The following is an 18,025-nucleotide window of genomic DNA, read 5'->3' as shown; positions in this document are numbered from 1 at the left end:
GATGCTAACCAGCGGCGAACCGATTGCAATGGGGGATGAGGCGTTTCCGTCACTTAGCCCCTCCTCCTTGCAGGAGGGGTTGGGGTGAAGGGATTCCAGAACGCTTGTTGGTCTCGGTGAGACACAGCCCCACCCCAACCCCTCCCCTGAAGGGGAGGGGCTTAGAACCTCCGCCAACCCCCGCGTTGCCAACCTGCGCCCGCATCGCTACATGCCACGCGTCTTTCCAGCATCCAGAATTTCGCAACGGAGATCCGCCACCGTGGCTGCGCAGTACGCCTTCGTCATGAAGGACATGACCAAAACCTTCCCCGGCGCCCCCAAGCCGGTGCTCAACAACATCAACCTGCAATTCTACCAGGGTGCCAAGATCGGCATCGTGGGTCCGAACGGCGCGGGTAAGTCGACGCTCATGAAGATCATGGCCGGCATCGACAAGGATTTCGCCGGCGAGGCTTGGCCGGGCGAGAACATCACCGTCGGCTACCTGCCGCAGGAGCCGCAGCTCGACCCGACCAAGAACGTGCTCGAGAACGTCAAGGACGGCGCGCGCGAAGTGGCGGACATGGTCGATCGCTTCAACGCCATTTCGGCCGAGATGGGCGATCCCAAGGACGACACCGATTTCGACGCGCTGATGGAGGAGATGGGCGATCTCCAGGCCAAGATCGACGCGGTCGACGGCTGGAGCCTCGACAACCAGCTCGAGATCGCGATGGAAGCGCTGCGCTGCCCGCCGTCGGACTGGCCGGTCGAGAACCTCTCGGGCGGTGAAAAGCGCCGCATCGCGCTCACCCGCCTGCTGATCCAGAAGCCGTCGATCCTGCTGCTCGACGAGCCGACCAACCACCTCGACGCCGAAAGCGTCAACTGGCTGGAAAATCACCTCAAGGAATATGCCGGCGCGGTGCTGATGATCACCCACGACCGCTACTTCCTCGATAACGTCGTCGAGTGGATCCTCGAGATCGACCGCGGCAAGTATTTCCCGTACGAGGGCAATTACTCGACCTATCTCGAGAAGAAGGCCAAGCGCCTCGAGCAGGAAGACCGCGAGGCCACCGGCCGCCAGAAGGCGATCAAGGACGAGCTCGAATGGATCCGGCAGGGCGCCAAGGCGCGTCAGACCAAGTCGAAGGCGCGTATCGCCAAGTTCGAGCAGCTGGTCGCCAGCCAGGAAAACCGCACGCCGGGCAAGGCCCAGATCGTCATCCAGGTGCCCGAGCGCCTGGGCGGCAAGGTCATCGAGGCCAAGAACATCTCCAAGGCCTATGGCGACAAGCTGCTGTTCGAGAACCTCTCGTTCATGCTGCCGCCGGGCGGCATTGTCGGCGTGATCGGGCCGAACGGCGCGGGCAAGTCGACGCTGTTCAAGCTGCTCACCGGCCAGGAAACCCCGGACTCGGGCGAGATCGACATCGGCTCGACCGTGCGCCTCGGCTATGTCGACCAGAGCCGCGATCACCTCGATGACAGCAAGAACGTCTGGCAGGAAATCTCCGACGGTCTCGACTACATGAAGATCAACGGCCATGATCAGTCGACGCGCGCCTATGTGGGTGCGTTCAACTTCAAGGGCGCGGATCAGCAGAAGATCGTCGGCAAGCTTTCGGGCGGTGAGCGCAACCGCGTCAACATCGCCAAGATGCTGAAGCGCGGCGGCAACGTGCTGCTGCTCGACGAACCGACCAACGATCTCGATGTGGAAACGCTGGGCGCGCTGGAAGAGGCGATCGAGAATTTCGCGGGCTGCGCCGTGGTGATCAGCCACGATCGCTTCTTCCTCGATCGTCTCGCCACCCATATTCTCGCCTTCGAAGGCAACAGCCATGTCGAATGGTTCGAGGGCAACTTCGAGGCCTATGAGGAAGACAAGCGCCGTCGCCTGGGCGATGCCGCCGATCGTCCTACCGCGCTGGCCTACAAGAAGCTGACGCGCTGAGCCGATCGGGCTCTGCCGGCGAACAGAAAGGGCCTCTCCGCCGATGCGGGAAGGCCCTTTTGCATTGGTCAGTCGCGTGGACGATCGTGAGGCCGGCTCTGGTCGTGGTCGATCGCGTCCTGCTTCCGAACGCGGCGGATGCCATCCGGCGCATCGACGGCGTCCAATTCGGCGCTGCTCGCTACGTCGCGCTCGAGATTGCCGCCGCTTGCGCCCGAGAAGGACGGGGCAGTTTCGGCATTTTCGATAAGATCGCGGTCGTCATGATCGCGGGCGGTTTCCGTGCGGGGATTTTCCATCGGCATTCTCCTGCCTCTACAACAGGATAGCGCGCGTTCCTGTTCCCCCTCAGGCGGTAAACCGCTTGGTGAAACCCTTATGCGCCTTGTCTTCCGGCATTGCCTCGCTTTCGACATGCTCGACGCGGGCGAGCGGCGGGCCTTCACGGCATGCCTCGACAAACAGGCCAATTGCCGTGTCTTCGCCGGCAGCGAGAATCTCGACGCGACCGTCCCGCAGATTACGGACCCAACCCGTCAGCCCGCCGCGCTGCGCGGTCCGCACCACCCAGTCGCGATAGCCGACTCCTTGTACCCGTCCCGAAACCAGGATTCGCTGCTGCGCCATATGCTCCCTTTGTACACGCCCATGATCTCGGGCCGGGCAACCCTGTAGCAGTCTGGGACGAATGGGAAGCGGGCCAGGGGAACGGCCCGCCGCAAACCCGGCAGACCCCGGCGCGTCAGGGGTAGGTGATCGCCATCACTTCATATTCCCGTTCGCCCGCGGGCAGCACCACGCGGCGCAGATCGCCGATGCGTGCACCGCGCAATGCTCGCGCGAGGGGCGCATTCCAGCCGACCAGACCCTTGGCGGCATCGGCCTCGTCATCACCAACCAGTGTGAGGGTGCGGTGGTTGTCGTCCTCGTCGGCGATGGTCACGCAGGCGCCGAAGAACACGCCGCTGCGGTCTTCCTGTCGGGTAGGGTCGACAACCTTGGCGGCCTTCATCCGCCGGGCGAGGAAGCCGAGCCGACGATCGATCTCGCGCAGTCGCTTGCGGCCGTAGATATAGTCGCCATTCTCGGAGCGATCGCCATTGCCCGCCGCCCAGGAGATCGTGTCGACAAGCTTCGGGCGCTCCTGCCCGAAGAGCTGGTCATATTCGGCCTTGAGCGCCGCATAGCCTGCGGGCGTGATATAGTTGGGGCGATCGTTCATCGTCGCCCGCGCTATCAGCCCGGCCGGCTCTTGCCCAGATACCAGCTGAGGTTCGCCGCGCCCTTGCTGCGGGCCAGCGACGGGTTCATCAGATCATAGACCACGGCGTTTTCCAGTACGCGCTGGACGTAGTTCTTGGTCTCGAAGATCGGGATCTGCTCGATCCAGCGGACCACGTCGCCGCCCGGCAGCCGCGGATCGCCATAGGCACGGAGCCACTTGTTCACATTGCCCGGGCCGGCATTGTACGCTGCCACCGCCAGCGGGTAGCAGCCGCCATAATAGTTCAGCATGCGCTGGAAGTAGCTGGAGCCGAGCTGGATGTTGTAATCGGTATCGGCGTTGAGCGCGCTCGCGTCATAGCCCATGCCGAGCTTGGTCGCGGTCTCGCGGGCCGTGCCCGGCATCAGCTGCATCAGCCCGCGTGCGCCGGCGCGGCTCACTGCGTCGCGATTGAACTGGCTTTCCTGCCGGGCGATCGCGTGGATGATCGTCCAATAGTCGCGCTGGCCCTCGGGCACCTTCACCGATGGGTAGCCGGCGGCGCTATAGTCGGACAGGCCGTTCTGGAGCGCGCTGCGGCCGACCATCACGCCCAGGTCCGGTCGCCCGAGGGTGCGGCTGAGATCGGCGGCCAGGAGGTGGTCGTCCTCGGTCGTCGCATCCTCGGCGATCTTGCGCAGGAACAGGCTCTGGTCGCTGCGATTGCCCATCTGGCCGAGCAGTTGCGCTGCGCGGACGAGCTCGCGGCGATAGAAGGCATCTCGCGCCCCCGGCGCGGCGGTCTTCCCGGTCAGGTCACGCGGGCCTCGCAGGGGTTGGCCGAGCCTTTCCACGGCTAGCTGGCCGTAGAACAGGTCGGGGAAGCCGCCCGCGCGGGCATAATAGGCCTGCGCGCCAGTGGCATTGCCGGCGGCTTCGGCGGCGCGCCCGGCCCAGTACATGCCCTTGGACTGCGTGCCCGGCGTCTTCGATCCGCGGCCGTAGCGCGCGAACATGCCGACGGCGTCGTTCGGGCGCCCCAGGTTGTAGAGCGCCACCGTGCCTGCGAGCCAGGTGAGGCTGGTATAATCGTCGCGCACCCCGAGCGAGAGATCGCTGACGTCCGTGCCGGACGGGAAGGCGTCATCCACCTGCGAGGCGATACGATAAGCGAGGTCATATTGTCCGTCCGCCAGCGCGCCCCGCGCGGCCGAGAGCAGCACCTCGTACCATTTCTCCGGATCGCCGGGAAAGCCGGCCATGCGCCGCGGCTGAGCGAGATAGGACCGCATCAGCTGGGTCTGGCCGGTCTGCCCCAGCCAGCGCGCGCGATCGGCGATATACCCATGGTCCGACTGGCCGCGGGCGTCGGCAAGGTTCGCCTTGGTGGCCGCGTCGAAGCCGTTGGTGCGATAGGCGATCCGCGCTTCGAACACCGGCCGCAGCTGGGGTGATGTGAAGGCCAGCTGCCGCGTCGCGATGCTCGTTGCGCCCTGCCACAGCAGCATGTCCTCGCGCGCATCGTGATCTGCGGGGCGGAGCGCGGTGCCGAACGAGGCGAGCAGCTTGCTCTCGTCCGAGGTCCGCAGGATGCCCGCGCGCCATGCGCGGCGCGCCTGGTCCTCCGCCTCGGCACGACGGCCAGTGGCGGCGAGCGCCTCGGCATAGCGCAAGCGCCCGGCGGGCGTAATCGGCGGGAAACGGGTGAAGAAGCGGACGGCGAGGTCCGGCATTGCCGTGCCGCTGTCGAGGATCGTCTCGGCGGCGGCGCGCCGGCTCTTCTCGCCCGGCCAGCCGGGATGGGCGAGCAGGAAATTGGCATAGTCCGAAAAGGCGTAATTGTCCGACTGCTGAAGCCGCTTCCATTCGACCAGCGCCGTGCTCACCGGATCATATTGCGCCTGAGCCTGCGGCACGAAGCCGCCCGCTAGGGCCGCCAGCATCGCGGGGGTCACCTGCGAAGAGGCCGCCAGTCCCGAAACACCGGCGAACACCAACGCGCCTTTGAGCATCGTACCGACCATGCTGGACATGATAGGAGATCGCGCCGTATCTGCCACCCCGTTTATACCGAAAAAGAGGATGATTCCGCGCGATGTTTTCAGGATCGATCCCTGCGCTGGTGACGCCGTTCCGCAACGGCGCGTTCGCGGAGGAGGATTTCCGCGCGCTCGTCGAATGGCAGATCGGCGAAGGCTCGTCGGCGCTGGTGCCCTGCGGCACCACCGGCGAGGCAGCGACCATGCCGAAGGACGAGCATTTCCACATCGTGCGGGTATGTGCCGACCAGGCGAAAGGCCGGATGAAGATCCTGGCAGGCGCCGGCTCGAACGATACCAAGGTGGCGATCGACAACGTTCGCGCCGCCGCGGACGCCGGTGCCGACGCAGCGCTGATGGTGCCACCCTATTATAATCGACCGAGCCAGGAAGGCATCTTCCGGCATTTCGCGGCCGTGGCGGAGGCAACCGATCTGCCGATCGTGCTCTACAATGTGCCAGGACGTACCGTCACCGATATCCAGCCCGCCACGATGGCGCGGATAGTACAGGCATTTCCGGAGACGTTCGTCGGCGTGAAGGACGCGACGGGCAATCTCGGACGCGTCTCCGAACAACGAGCGGGCTGCGGAGCCGGGTTCGTCCAGCTTTCCGGCAATGACGAGACGGCGCTGGCATTCAACGCAACAGGCGGCGTGGGGTGCATCTCGGTCTCGGCCAACGTCGCGCCGAAGCTGTGCGCCGAGTTCCAGGCTGCGTGGGCAGCGGGTGATGCCGCACAGGCGCTGGCGCTCCACGACAAGCTCTATCCGCTCCACATCGCGATGTTCACCGATGCGTCGCCGGGCCCGGTCAAGTACGCGATGGGCCGCATCCGCTCCGGCTTCCCGCAGGAACTGCGCCTGCCGATGACCGAGGCGGGCGAGGCGAGCCGCAAGGCGGTCGACGCGGCGCTGGAATTCGCCGGGCTGCTCTGAGGAAGGGACCGGAGCGCCAACAAACGGCTGGCGCTCCGGCCTGTCCCTCCCTACATCCCGCGGTCTTATGGCCCGTCCACGTCCCCAGGAATTCGACAAGGTAAAGACCGTCGCCGAGAACCGGCGCGCGCGTTTCGACTATTTCATCGAGCAGGTCTATGAGGCCGGCCTCGTGCTCACCGGCACGGAAGTGAAGTCGCTGCGGTTCGGCGAGGGCTCGATTGCCGAGGCCTATGCCGAGATCAAGAGTGACGCGGTATGGCTGGTCAATGCCAATATTCCCGAGTTCAGTCACGGGAACCGCTTCAACCACGAGCCCAAGCGCCCGCGTAAACTGCTCCTCAACGAGCGCCAGATTAACAAGCTGCACGGCGCCGTCGCCCGAGAGGGCATGACGCTGGTCCCGCTGTCGGTCTATTTCAACGGCAAGGGACGTGCGAAGGTGGAGCTGGCGCTGGCGAAGGGCAAGAAGACGCATGACAAGCGCGAAACCATCAAGGAACGCGACTGGAAGCGCGAGCAGTCCCGCATCCTCCGCGACCGCGGCTGAGATGACGCGGCCGGGACGCCTGCGCCGACTGGCGGACAAGGCGGTGCCCAGCCGCGAATCGATCGAGACCAATCGCTGGCTGAAGCCGGTGGCGGGGCGGGTGATGCACTCTTCGCTATGGCGGTTCACGCGCCGCTCCGTGCCGCGGGGCGTCGCGCTGGGTATGGTGACCGGCATCCTCGTGCCGATGGGGCAGATCCCGGCATCTGCCGTCCTGGCACTGCCGCTCCGTGCGAACATACCGGCTGCGGCCGCGACGACCTTCCTGACCAACCCCTTCACCACGCCGCCGCTCTGGGTGGCGGCCTATTGGCTCGGCAGCTGGATGCTCGGGCCGCGCCTCTCGGCAGACGTTCTCGAGGGCGACGCACCGGGCTGGCTCGACTGGCTGCTGCACCAGGGCGGCCCGGCACTGCTGACCGGCCTTGTCACCCTGGCGGTGGCACTCGCGATCCTCGGCTATTTCGGCAGCGGGCTGCTGTGGCGATGGTGGATCGTCCGCAAACGCAGGCGGCGCCTGCATCTCCGTCGTGCGGCGCATTGATCCAGAGCAGTCCTGCCGCCGATCCGATGCGATCGGTGCTTGACGCTGGGACGGTGACGGAACATCGGTGAACGATGGCAAGTCTGCCCGACGCCGAGCTGCCCAAGCCTTCGCTGCTGCTGCCGATCGTGGCCGTGGTGGTCACCGGCGTCGCTGCTGCTGCCGCAATCCTGTTCAGCCTGAATGACCGCGCCATCGCGGCAGGGTTTCTTGCGGCTGCTCTGCTCGCGGCCGGCGTGATCCTGGCCTTTGGACGCCTGTTTCGTTCCCCCAGCACCAGCATCGAACGCTATACCGATTGGGCGATCGCGCATGCACTGGCCTCCGCTAGCGACGACGCGCTCGCGGTAACGGATCGCAGCGGCCGGCTGGTCTGCGCCAATCCGCGCTACGAGGCCTTGTTCGGCGGCTGGCCAACGCCGCCCAATTTGCCGATCGGCGAGGAGGGGGAGCGCGCGCTGGGTGCTTGCGCGCGGGCGGCGTGGCGCGACGGCGAAAGCCGGTGCAGCGACGTCCAGGTATTCGGCGCGCAGGTGGCGGTGCGGGTGGTTCGCGTCGGCGACGAATCGCTGGTGTGGCGCTTCATCGGGATCCACGCGCTCGACCTTGCGGTGCAGGTGCAGGGGCTGCTCGCCGGGCCGACGGGGGACCGGCTGGGCGGCGCAGGAGTGATGGTGGTGCTGGTGGCACCCGATGGCCGCATCCGCTCGGCAAACCGCGTGTTTCGGCACCGCGCGCTGGGAAGCGCCGATGCCATTGTCGACGGCCGCGACTTTGCCGGGATGCTGATCACCGACTCGATTGGTCAGGTCCGCTTCGAGCGCGAGGGCATCGAGGGCACGCCGCTGCGGGTGCTCCAGATCCCGTTCCTGGAGGGTGATGAGGCGCCGCTGCTGGTTGCGCTGCTCGACGAGGAGCCGGTGGCGCTCGCCAGCCCGGCGCTGGCCGGCAGTGCTTCGGCACATGTCCATTCGCTGATCTCGCTGCTGCCGACCGGCCTCGCCCTGATCGATCGCGACGGCCGGTTCCTGATGATGAACGATGCGTTCGTTCGCACCGCGCGCGTCCATCCCGCCGCGCCGCCGCTCTATCCGGGCGACCTGGTGGTGCGTGAGGACAAGGCGACGCTGGCCGACGCTGTCCGGCGCTTTGCCGGCGGGGCGCCGCAATCGCTCGAGATCACGGTGCGGCTGAAGGATGCCTCCGAGGAGCCTGTGGCAATTACCATCGCCGGCGCGCGTGGGCTCGGGGATGCCGCGGTGCTGCTGAGCCTCCGGGATTCGGGCGAAGAGGGCAAGCTCAAGCGCCAGATCGCCCAGGCGACCAAGATGCAGGCGGTGGGCCAGCTCGCCGGTGGTGTCGCGCACGATTTCAACAATATCCTGACGGCCATCATCGGGCATTGCGACCTGATGCTGATGCGCCATTCCCCCGGCGACAGCGATTATGATGACATCCAGCAGATCCGGGCCAACTCCAACCGCGCCGCCAGCCTGACGCGCCAGCTGCTCGCCTTTTCGCGCCAGCAGACGCTGCGGCCGCAGGTGCTGCAGCTGCCCGACATCATCTCGGAGGTTTCGAACCTCCTGAAGCGGCTGCTCGGCGAGACGGTCTCGCTCGACGTGAAGCACGGCCGCAACCTGGGGCCGGTGCGCGCCGATCCGGGGCAGCTCGAGCAGGTGGTAGTCAACCTAGCGGTCAACGCGCGCGATTCGATGCTGAGCAAGAACCCCAGCGGCGGCGGTTCGCTGACGATCGAGACGCTGGCCGTGTCGTCCGCCGACGTGCGTCGGATGGACGACGACGTGCTTCCGGTCGGCGACTATACCGCGCTCCGCATCTCCGACACCGGCACCGGCATTCCGCCGGAGATCCTGCCCAAGATCTGGGAGCCGTTCTTCACCACCAAGGAGGTCGGCAAGGGGACGGGGCTGGGCCTGTCGACCGTATACGGCATCATCAAGCAGTCCGGCGGCTACATCTTCGCGGAGAACAATCCCGGCGGCGGTGCGGCCTTCACCATCTACCTGCCGGTCCATACCGCGCCGGAGACGGCTGTCGCCAAGCTGCCGGTGACCAAGGAGAAGCCGGCGGACCTGTGGGGCACGGGCACCATCCTTGTCGTTGAGGACGAGGACATGGTTCGCGCGATCGCCGAGCGCGCGCTCACGCGTCAGGGTTATTCGGTGGTGACCGCAGAAAACGGCGAAGTCGCACTTGAAACGATCGAGACAATGGACAAGCCGGACCTGCTCGTTTCCGACGTGGTGATGCCGGTACTCGACGGCCCCAGCATGGCCCGCAAGGTTCGCGAGCGCTGGCCTGACCTGCCGATCTTGTTCATGTCTGGCTATGCGGAGGAACAATTACGGCGTTCGATCGATCTCGACAATGTCGCCTTTCTTCCTAAACCCTTCTCGGTTCAGCAACTTGCAGAAGCGGTTCAGGAGATTCTAGTGACCAAATAAGTGCTTGGCACGTAACCATTTTTCCTGCAAAGGGGGCTTTATGCAGGGTCCGCGTAACATCCTCATCGTCGAAGACGAGCCGTTGATCGCCATGATGCTCGAGGATTTCCTCGACGCATTGGACCGGGTACCGGCGGGCACGGCCGACAATGTCGCCGAGGCGCTCGACCGGATCGGCGCCGGCGGCATCGACGCGGCGATCCTTGACGTGAATCTGCGCGGCGGGGAGCAGAGTTGGCCGGTGGCCGACAAGCTGGCCGAACTCGGCATTCCCTTCGTTCTAGCGACCGGCGGCGCCGATGACAGCATCGCCCAGCCGCACCGCGACCGGCCGGTGCTTTCCAAGCCGTTCACGCTGGACCGCGTCGACAAGGTGCTCAGCAGCCTGAGCTGAGTACCGTCGCTTAGGGTTGTGCGCAGGGCAGGGGCGACGCTAAAGCCCCTGTCATCATGACCGAACTCCCCAAGACCTTCGACCCCGCCGAAATCGAATCCCGCTGGTACGCCCATTGGGAAGACGAAGGCCTGTTCCGCCCCGAGCGCACCGGCGCCGAGCCGTGGACGATCGTCAACCCGCCGCCCAACGTGACGGGCAGCCTGCACATCGGCCACGCGCTCGACAACACGCTGCAGGACATCCTCGTCCGCCACGCGCGGCTGAAGGGCAAGGACGCGCGGTGGGTGGTCGGCACCGACCATGCCGGCATCGCGACGCAGATGGTGGTCGAACGCCAGCTCAACGCCGCCGGCAGCAAGCGCACCGATTTCACCCGCGAGGCGTTCGTCGACAAGGTGTGGGAATGGAAGGCGGAGAGCGGGGGCCAGATCACCGGCCAGCTGCGCCGTCTGGGCTGCTCGATGGACTGGGCGAACGAGCGATTCACCATGGACGAGGGCTTCTCCAAGGCAGTCCTCAAGGTGTTCGTCGAGCTCTATCGCCAAGGCCTGCTCTACCGCGACAAGCGGCTGGTGAACTGGGATCCCGGCCTCGGCACCGCGATCTCGGACCTTGAGGTCGAGACCAAGGAAGTTCGCGGCAATTTCTGGCACCTGCGCTATCCGCTGGCGGACGGCTCGGGCCATATCCAGGTCGCGACGACGCGGCCGGAGACGATGCTGGCCGACATGGCCGTCGCCGTGCATCCCGAGGACGAACGCTACAAGGCGCTGATCGGCAAGCAGGTCAAGCTGCCGATCACCGGCCGCCTGATCCCGATCGTCGGCGACGAGCATGCCGATCCGGCCCTTGGTTCGGGTGCGGTGAAGATCACGCCAGGCCATGATTTCAACGACTTCGAGGTGGGTGTTCGCGCTGGCATCAAAGCCGGCGAAATGCTCAACATGCTCGATGCCAAGGCGGCGATCTGCCAGACGCAGGACGGGCTCGTCCCGGCCGAGCTGATCGGGCTGGACCGCTTTGAGGCCCGCAAGGCGATCGTCGCGCGGCTGAAGGACGAGGGCTTCCTCGTGCCGTTCGTCGACAAGGACGGCGCCGAGCACGACGCCGAGCCGCGCACCATTCAGACGCCCTATGGTGATCGCTCGGGTCAGGTGATCGAGCCCTGGCTTACCGACCAATGGTATGTCGACGCCGCCACACTTGCCAAGCCGGCGATCGAGGCGGTCCGCTCGGGCGCGACCAAGATCGTGCCGAAGAGCTGGGAAAAGACCTATTTCAACTGGATGGAGAACATCCAGCCCTGGTGCGTCAGCCGCCAACTCTGGTGGGGACATCGTATCCCGGCCTGGTTCGACGCCGAGGGCAAGCCGTATGTCGCCGAAAGCGAGGAAGAGGCGCAGGCGCAGGCGGGCGAGGGCGTTGCGCTCACCCGGGATCCCGACGTGCTCGACACCTGGTTCTCCTCGGCGCTGTGGCCGTTCGCGACGCTCGGATGGCCTGAGAACACCGACCCCACACTGGGCGGGCGCTACTCGAACGACGTGCTCATCTCCGGCTTCGACATCCTGTTCTTCTGGGATGCGCGGATGATGATGCAGGGCTTGCACTTCATGAAGCAAGTGCCCTTCAAGACCCTGTATCTGCACGGTCTTGTCCGCGCCGCCGACGGCCAGAAAATGTCCAAGTCGAAGGGCAACACGGTCGATCCGCTGGGCATGATCGACAAGTACGGCGCCGACGCGCTGCGCTTCTTCATGGCGGCGATGGAAAGCCAGGGCCGCGACATCAAGATGGATGAGAAGCGGCTCGAGGGCTATCGCAACTTCGCGACCAAGCTGTGGAACGCCGCGCGCTTCTGCCAGTCCAACGGCATCGCCGCGAGCAAGCATCTTGAGGCGCCGTCGGCGGAGCTCGCGGTAAACCGCTGGATTATCGCGGAAACGATCACCACGGTGCAGGCGCTGGACCTCGCGCTGGCTGATCTGCGCTTCGACGAGGCGGCGAACACGATCTACCAGTTCGTCTGGAGCCGGTTCTGCGACTGGTATCTGGAGCTGATCAAGCCGGTGCTGCAGGGCGAGGGCGTTGCCGCCACGCAAGCGGAGGAGACGCGTGCCGTCGCCGGCTGGGCGCTCGATCAGATCCTGGTCATGCTGCACCCGTTCATGCCCTTCATCACCGAAGAGCTGTGGTCGAAAATGGGGCCGCGCGACCATGACCTCATCGTCGCAAAGTGGCCGATGGCCGATGCACGCGCGCTCGATCCTTCGGCGGCGCAGGAAATCGACTGGCTGATCCGCCTGGTGAGCGAGATCCGTGCGGCGCGCACCGAATTGAACGTGCCGCCGGGCGCGCGTCTTGCGCTGCACGTCCGCGATGCCTCGCCCGAAACGGTCGCGCGTCTGGCGCGGCAGGAAGCGGCGCTGGCGCGGCTCGGCCGTGTCGACCAGGCGCAGGGAGATGCGCCCGCGGGCGGCGCGCTCCAGCTCGTCGTCGACGAAGCGACCTTCGTGATGCCGCTGGGCGACGTAGTGGACCTGGAGGCCGAGCGCGCCCGGCTCACCAAGGCGATTGCGGCGGCCGAGAAGGAGCGCGACGGGCTCGCCGGACGGCTCGGCAATCCCAGCTTCGTCGAGCGTGCGAAGCCGGAGGCAGTCGAGAAGGCGCGCGCGGACCACGACGAGAAAGCGGCGGAAGCCGAACGGCTGTCGGCCGCCTTGGCGCGATTGGGATGAATGGGACGCCCCGGCTAGTGCCGGGGCGTTTCTCCTGTCAGGCGGCGGCGGTCGGCACCATCACGTCGATCACCGCCGGCGCCACCTTGGCCATCACCGGCGTCTTGGCCAGCACCTCGCCATCGATCGAGATCGGCAGCACCGGCTCGGTCGCGACCCGGAGCGCCTTGCCGCGGAACGTTACCGTGTCTTCCTTTCGCGCCTCCAGCCGAAGGACGGAGGCTGCCCAGTTGCGCACCAGCCGCGACTTCACATGTCCCTTCACCACCTGAACCACGATCTCGCCCGAGGTGACCCCGGCCTCGTCGACGAGTTCGGTTCCGCCATGGAACGGGCCGTTCGAGATGCGAACCTCCACGGCGCGCAGCCGCTTGGCGTCGGCCCCCTCTCCGACGATGACGGTGAACGGCTTGAACTTCAGAAACTGCAGCGCCGCCCAGCTGAGATAGCCCATCCGGCCGAACCAGCGCTTGGCGTTGTGCGGCACTGTCTCGGCGATCTGGGGCGAAAGGCCGATCGCGGCGGTGCTGGCGTAATAATCGTCGTTGATCATGCCCAGGTCGATCCGCTTGGGCGCGCCCTGCAAGATCGCGTCGACGGCGCCGTCCACATCGAGCGGGATGCCGAGCGAGCGGGCGAAGCTGTTCGCCGTGCCCAGCGGCAGAACGCCCAGCGTGACTCCCTTGCCGACAAGGCGGTCGACCAGGCCGCTCACCGTTCCGTCACCGCCCCCCAGGATCACCAGTTCCGGGTTCTTTGCCAGTGCCTTGTCGAGCGTTGCTTCCAGATGATCCGGGTCATCGACGGCGTGCGCATCCACCGGCATGTCCTGCGCATGGAAGCGGGCGCAGGCGCGATCGAACCAGTCCTGGCCGTGGCGGGACTTGGTGTTGACGACCATCGCCGCCGATTGGAACTGCATGGAAACCCCTCGATTGATGACGGGTCCGTAACGCACGTGCCCGTCGATCGGGTCCGTGTCCCCTGTTCCACGGGACAGGTCGCCTTGACCGGTGCTTGCGCGTTTGTGCGCCTATGACTGCACCCGTTCTCCTCTGGTTCCGCCGTGACCTTCGCCTTGCCGATCAGCCCGCCCTTGCGGCAGCGGTGGCGGCGGGCACCGTCATCCCCGTGTACGTGCTGGACGACGAGACGGCGAAACACCGCGCGATGGGCGGCGCCTCTCGCTGGTGGTTGCACCACAGCCTGGCCGCGCTCGATGGCGCGCTGCGCAAGATGGGATCGCGGCTGATCCTGCGCCGCGGGAGAAGCGAGGAAGCGCTTGCGCGGCTGGCGGAGGAAACCGGGGCGGACACCGTCTACTGCATCCGGCATTACGAGCCTTGGTGGCGCAATGCCGAACGCGCGGTGGCGAAGCGGCTGACGCTCTGCTGCCACGACGGCAACTATCTGCTGCCACCGGGGGCAGTGACGAGCGGCGCGGGTACGCCGTACAAGATCTTCACGCCCTTCTGGCGAACCTTGCGCGAGCGCATGCCCCCCGCCGCACCCTTGCACGCGCCGAACGGCATCGTTGCGCCCTCCAAATGGCCGGCGAGCGACACGTTGGAAAGCTGGAGGCTGCTGCCCACCACGCCGGACTGGGCGGCCGGCTTTCGCGGGGAATGGCAGCCGGGAGAGGAGGGGGCCCACCAGCGGCTCCGCCAGTTCAGGGATCGCGCGGCGCGCTACGACGATACGCGAAACCTGCCGTCGATCGAGGGCAGCTCTCGTCTTTCGCCGCACCTGCATTTCGGCGAAGTCTCGCCCGCGCAGGTCTGGCATGCGCTGGAGGGCGCAGGCGGGCAGGTGGAAGAATATTTGCGCGAACTGGGCTGGCGCGACTTCGCGCAGAACCTGATCTGCCAGTATCCGGATTACGCCGCCAAGAACGGCCGTCCGGCGTTTGACGCCATGGCGTGGCGTAGCGGCGAGGAAGCAGCGGCCGATCTGCGTGCCTGGCAGCGCGGGCAGACGGGCTATCCGATCGTCGACGCCGGCATGCGCCAGCTCTGGGCGACCGGCTGGATGCACAATCGGGTGCGGATGATCGCCGCCAGCTTTCTGATCAAGCACCTGCTGATCGACTGGCGGGAAGGCGAACGCTGGTTCTGGGACACGCTGGTCGATGCCGATTACGGCAACAACGCGGTAAACTGGCAGTGGGTATCCGGCTCGGGAGTCGATTCGAGCCAGTGGAGCCGGGTCATGGCACCGCTGACCCAGTCCGAGAAGTTCAACGCGGCCGGCTATATCCGGCAATGGGTGCCCGAGCTGGCCAGACTGCCCAATGCGGCGATCCACGATCCGGAGGCTGCGGGGTGCCGTCCGCGCGACTACCCGCGCAAGCGGATCAACCATCGAGACGCGCGGGAACGCGCGCTGGCTGCAGGTCGCGCCGTCCGCTGAGGGCTTGCCCGGTGCGATCAGGCGTGCATGTAAAAGGGCATGAACGCTCCGGTGCAGGATACCGCACGAGTCGCTGCACGAGGCTCCGGCCCGCTGGCTCTTTTCGGCCGTTTCTTTCATCGTCAGCTCGACCGCCTGGATCAAGGCATCGACGCGGGGAGCCTCGAGGTGTTCACGCCGGACGGGCAGGCGCGGCTGCTCGGCGGCAGCGCAGCCGGCCCTGCGACAACGGTGACGCTGCGCAGCTGGCGGGCTTTGGTGCGGCTGGCAACGGGCGGCTCCGCGGGCTGGTATGAGGCTTGGGAAAAGGGTGAGTGGTCCAGCCCAGATCCGGTGCAGTTGTTTGCGTTGTTCAGTCACAATCGGGCGGGGCTGGCGGCACAGGCGCGCGCGCGTGGACTGTCGCTGCTGCCGCGACGGCTGATGCACTGGCTGCGGCGCAACCATCGCGGCGGATCGCGCAAGAACATCGCGTTTCACTATGATCTCGGCAACGACTTCTACACGCCCTGGCTGGACCCGGGCATGAGCTATTCGAGCGCGATTTTCCGCGACGCCGACGAGGCGTTGGAGGCTGCGCAGGACACCAAGCTGCAGGCGATTCTCGACCGGACGGCCACCCGGCCGGGCGATACGATCCTGGAGATCGGCTGCGGCTGGGGCTCCTTCGCCGAACTGGCGCTCCGCCGGGGTCGAAAGCTGCACGGCATCACGCTGTCGACCGAGCAGAAGGCGTGGGCCGAAGCGCGGACGGCGGGGCTGGAGGGCGCCCGCTTCACCCTGACCGATTATCGCGACGTTGACGGCCAGTATGACGCGGTCGCCAGCATCGAGATGGCCGAGGCAGTTGGTCGCGAATTTTGGCCGGCCTATGTTTCGGCGATCGCCCGGGCGCTGAAGCCGGGTGGGCGCGCGGCGCTGCAGGTCATCACCTTCGACGACGCATTGTTCGAAGGCTATGCCCGCAACGTCGACTTCATCCAGACCTATGTCTTCCCGGGCGGCATGCTGCTGCGCGAAAGCGAATTTCGCGCGCTGGCCGAAGCCGAGGGGCTGGAATGGCAAGAGCGGCACGCCTTCGGCCTCGATTACGCCGAGACGCTGCGGCGCTGGCGCGCGCGCTTCGATGCGGCGGCGGCTGAAGGCCTGCTGCCGCCGCAGTTCGACGAACGCTTCGTGCGGCTGTGGCGCTATTATCTGATGTACTGCGAAGGCGGATTTCGCGGCGGCGGGATCGACGTGATCCAGATGACGCTGGTGAAGCGGGGCTAACCCGCTTCACCCACGGCCTCAGCCGCAGCGCGCGTCGATGATCGTGCCGTCCTTGCCCACGTGCAGGTTCAGCCGATCGACCCGAAAATCCATGGTCACCGCCGAACCGGGTTCGATCCACCGCAGGTGCCTGGCACCGGAGCGGGCGAGGGCATCGGCCTCTATCCCGGGCAAACGCTGTTTGCCCTTCAGGTCCTGAACCCGATTGGCGTCGCATTCGACCATCGCCGGCAGCGGCTCGGCCTTCTGCTGCGGGGCGCAGCCGGCTGCCGCACCGGCGAGCGCAACGAGGACAGCGCCGCGGATCATGCCGGGTCTTCCGTGCGGCTCATCTGGAGCTTGCCGTTACGCACCGCAAAGCCGAGCTGGCCTTCAACCAGCGCGAGGGCATCGCGGCCGAACTGCTCGTAACGCCAGCCTTCAAGGATCGGCAGGTCCTTGCGCACCCCCGAGGCGAGTGCTTCCAGATCCTCGGAGCGGGCGAGCAGCCGCGGGGCGACGTTCACTTCCTTGGCGCGGATCTTCAGCAGCAGCTTCAAGAGATCGGCGACCAGCGCCCCATCCTTGCCGAGCGAGGGCTTGCGCTCCTCCCGGCCCGGCATCTCGTCCGCCGGCATCGGCTTCGAGTCGGCGATGGCGGCCATCATCCGGCCGCCGATGTCGTTGCCCGCCCATGCGGCGGAGAGGCCGCGGACCTTGGCGAGGTCGCTCTGCTTGCGCGGCGGATTGGCGGCCAGATCGGCCAGCGTCTCGTCCTTGACGATGCGGCCACGCGGCAGGTCCTTGCCTTGCGCCTCCAGCTCACGCCAGCGGGCCAGCGCCTTGAGGCGGCCGAGCACTTCGGGCTTGCGGCTGTTGATGCGGACGCGCTGCCACACCTGATCGGGATCGTTGCGGTAGTTCTCGGGGTCGCTGATCCGCTCCATTTCCTGGTCCAGCCACACGCCGCGACCAGATTTGCGCAGCTTTTCCAGCATCTTGGGGAAGATTTTGGAAAGGTGCGTCACGTCAGCGATGGCATAGTCGATCTGGCGCTTGTCGAGCGGGCGGCGCGCCCAGTCGGTGAAGCGGGCGCCCTTGTCGACGACGATGCCCAGATAGGTGTCGACGAGGTTGGAATAGCCGATCTGCTCGCCCTGGCCGAGCGCCATCGCGGCGACCTGCGTGTCAAACATCGGGTGCGGCGTCTTGCCGGTCAGGTTGTAGACGATCTCGATATCTTGGCCGCCGGCGTGGAAGACCTTGAGAACGTCCTCATTGTTGACCATCAGGTCGAGCAGCGGTCCCATGTCGAGCCCGGGGGCCATCGGGTCGATCGCCGCGGCCTCCTTGTCGTTGGCCACCTGGATCAGGCAGAGCTCGGGCCAGTAGCTGTTTTCGCGCATGAACTCGGTGTCGACCGTTATAAAGTCGGACTGCGCGAGGCGTTTGCAGAGTTCGGCGAGGGTGACGCTGTCTTCGATCAGACCATGAATGTGCATCGCACGCCCATATACCGGTCTTCGGGTTGACAAAAGTGGGGTG

Annotated in this window: 16 protein-coding genes; 9 read left to right on the top strand and 7 right to left on the bottom strand. The window is 66.2% G+C overall.

From position 1 onward, the window contains the following. Positions 1–262: 262 nt before the first annotated feature. Positions 263–1,942 carry an energy-dependent translational throttle protein EttA gene (gene ettA / locus V7E00_RS07875; RefSeq protein ID WP_333572075.1) on the top strand — a complete coding sequence of 560 codons (1,680 nt, stop codon included), beginning with the start codon at positions 263–265 and terminating at the stop codon, positions 1,940–1,942. A 68-nt stretch (positions 1,943–2,010) separates the two neighbouring features. Here the strand turns inward: ettA and V7E00_RS07870 are convergent, their stop codons facing one another. From V7E00_RS07870 to V7E00_RS07855, 4 genes are all read right to left on the bottom strand, one after another. Beyond that, on the bottom strand, positions 2,011–2,241 hold the full coding sequence (locus V7E00_RS07870) for a hypothetical protein (RefSeq protein WP_333572074.1): 231 nt from the start codon (positions 2,239–2,241) through the stop codon (positions 2,011–2,013). 49 nt (positions 2,242–2,290) lie between these two features. Next, positions 2,291–2,569: an acylphosphatase gene (locus tag V7E00_RS07865; RefSeq protein WP_333572073.1), complete on the bottom strand. Its 279-nt coding sequence runs from the start codon at positions 2,567–2,569 to the stop codon at positions 2,291–2,293. Positions 2,570–2,684: 115 nt separating this feature from the next. Beyond that, entirely contained in the window at positions 2,685–3,164 is a 480-nt protein-coding gene (greB, locus tag V7E00_RS07860) for a transcription elongation factor GreB (protein WP_333572072.1), read from the bottom strand. A 14-nt stretch (positions 3,165–3,178) separates the two neighbouring features. Then, positions 3,179–5,170 (bottom strand): lytic transglycosylase domain-containing protein, encoded by a 1,992-nt coding sequence (locus V7E00_RS07855; RefSeq protein ID WP_333572071.1) that lies wholly within the window; start codon positions 5,168–5,170, stop codon positions 3,179–3,181. Between the two features lie 71 nt (positions 5,171–5,241). On the opposite strand from V7E00_RS07855, the gene dapA reads away from it, so the two are divergent. The 6 genes from dapA to V7E00_RS07825 all read left to right on the top strand — a co-directional run bounded on the left by dapA (position 5,242) and on the right by V7E00_RS07825 (position 12,820). Beyond that, a complete protein-coding gene (dapA, locus tag V7E00_RS07850) occupies positions 5,242–6,123 on the top strand; it encodes a 4-hydroxy-tetrahydrodipicolinate synthase (RefSeq protein WP_333572070.1) in 882 nt (293 codons plus the stop codon). A gap of 67 nt (positions 6,124–6,190) precedes the next feature. Continuing rightward, the gene (smpB, locus tag V7E00_RS07845) at positions 6,191–6,673 is read left to right on the top strand and encodes an SsrA-binding protein SmpB (protein WP_141985574.1); all 483 of its coding nucleotides are present in this window, start codon (positions 6,191–6,193) and stop codon (positions 6,671–6,673) included. A gap of 1 nt (position 6,674) precedes the next feature. Then, a complete protein-coding gene (locus V7E00_RS07840; protein WP_333572069.1) occupies positions 6,675–7,217 on the top strand; it encodes a DUF2062 domain-containing protein in 543 nt (180 codons plus the stop codon). Between the two features lie 74 nt (positions 7,218–7,291). Further along, positions 7,292–9,685: a hybrid sensor histidine kinase/response regulator gene (locus V7E00_RS07835; RefSeq protein ID WP_333572068.1), complete on the top strand. Its 2,394-nt coding sequence runs from the start codon at positions 7,292–7,294 to the stop codon at positions 9,683–9,685. Positions 9,686–9,725: 40 nt separating this feature from the next. Beyond that, positions 9,726–10,079 carry a response regulator gene (locus tag V7E00_RS07830; protein ID WP_333572067.1) on the top strand — a complete coding sequence of 118 codons (354 nt, stop codon included), beginning with the start codon at positions 9,726–9,728 and terminating at the stop codon, positions 10,077–10,079. A gap of 56 nt (positions 10,080–10,135) precedes the next feature. Beyond that, the gene (locus tag V7E00_RS07825; RefSeq protein WP_333572066.1) at positions 10,136–12,820 is read left to right on the top strand and encodes a valine--tRNA ligase; all 2,685 of its coding nucleotides are present in this window, start codon (positions 10,136–10,138) and stop codon (positions 12,818–12,820) included. A 37-nt stretch (positions 12,821–12,857) separates the two neighbouring features. Here the strand turns inward: V7E00_RS07825 and V7E00_RS07820 are convergent, their stop codons facing one another. After that, the gene (locus V7E00_RS07820) at positions 12,858–13,742 is read right to left on the bottom strand and encodes a diacylglycerol/lipid kinase family protein (protein ID WP_333572065.1); all 885 of its coding nucleotides are present in this window, start codon (positions 13,740–13,742) and stop codon (positions 12,858–12,860) included. 113 nt (positions 13,743–13,855) lie between these two features. Here V7E00_RS07820 and V7E00_RS07815 point away from each other — a divergent pair, with 113 nt between their 5' ends. Further along, positions 13,856–15,229, top strand: coding sequence for a cryptochrome/photolyase family protein (locus V7E00_RS07815; RefSeq protein WP_333572064.1), 1,374 nt, complete (start codon positions 13,856–13,858; stop codon positions 15,227–15,229). A gap of 39 nt (positions 15,230–15,268) precedes the next feature. Further along, a complete protein-coding gene (locus tag V7E00_RS07810) occupies positions 15,269–16,501 on the top strand; it encodes a cyclopropane-fatty-acyl-phospholipid synthase family protein (RefSeq protein ID WP_333572063.1) in 1,233 nt (410 codons plus the stop codon). A gap of 18 nt (positions 16,502–16,519) precedes the next feature. Here the strand turns inward: V7E00_RS07810 and V7E00_RS07805 are convergent, their stop codons facing one another. Next, on the bottom strand, positions 16,520–16,810 hold the full coding sequence (locus V7E00_RS07805; protein ID WP_333572062.1) for an I78 family peptidase inhibitor: 291 nt from the start codon (positions 16,808–16,810) through the stop codon (positions 16,520–16,522). Then, positions 16,807–17,982, bottom strand: coding sequence for a ribonuclease D (gene rnd / locus V7E00_RS07800; protein ID WP_333572061.1), 1,176 nt, complete (start codon positions 17,980–17,982; stop codon positions 16,807–16,809). The genes V7E00_RS07805 and rnd overlap by 4 nt, the downstream gene beginning before the upstream one ends. Between the last annotated feature and the right edge of the window lie 43 nt (positions 17,983–18,025).

The organism is Sphingomonas sp. (assembly GCF_036731925.1).
Lineage (GTDB): Bacteria > Pseudomonadota > Alphaproteobacteria > Sphingomonadales > Sphingomonadaceae > Sphingomonas.
Note: the sequence above shows the minus strand (reverse complement) of the source record. Positions and strands in the feature narration are given on the sequence as shown.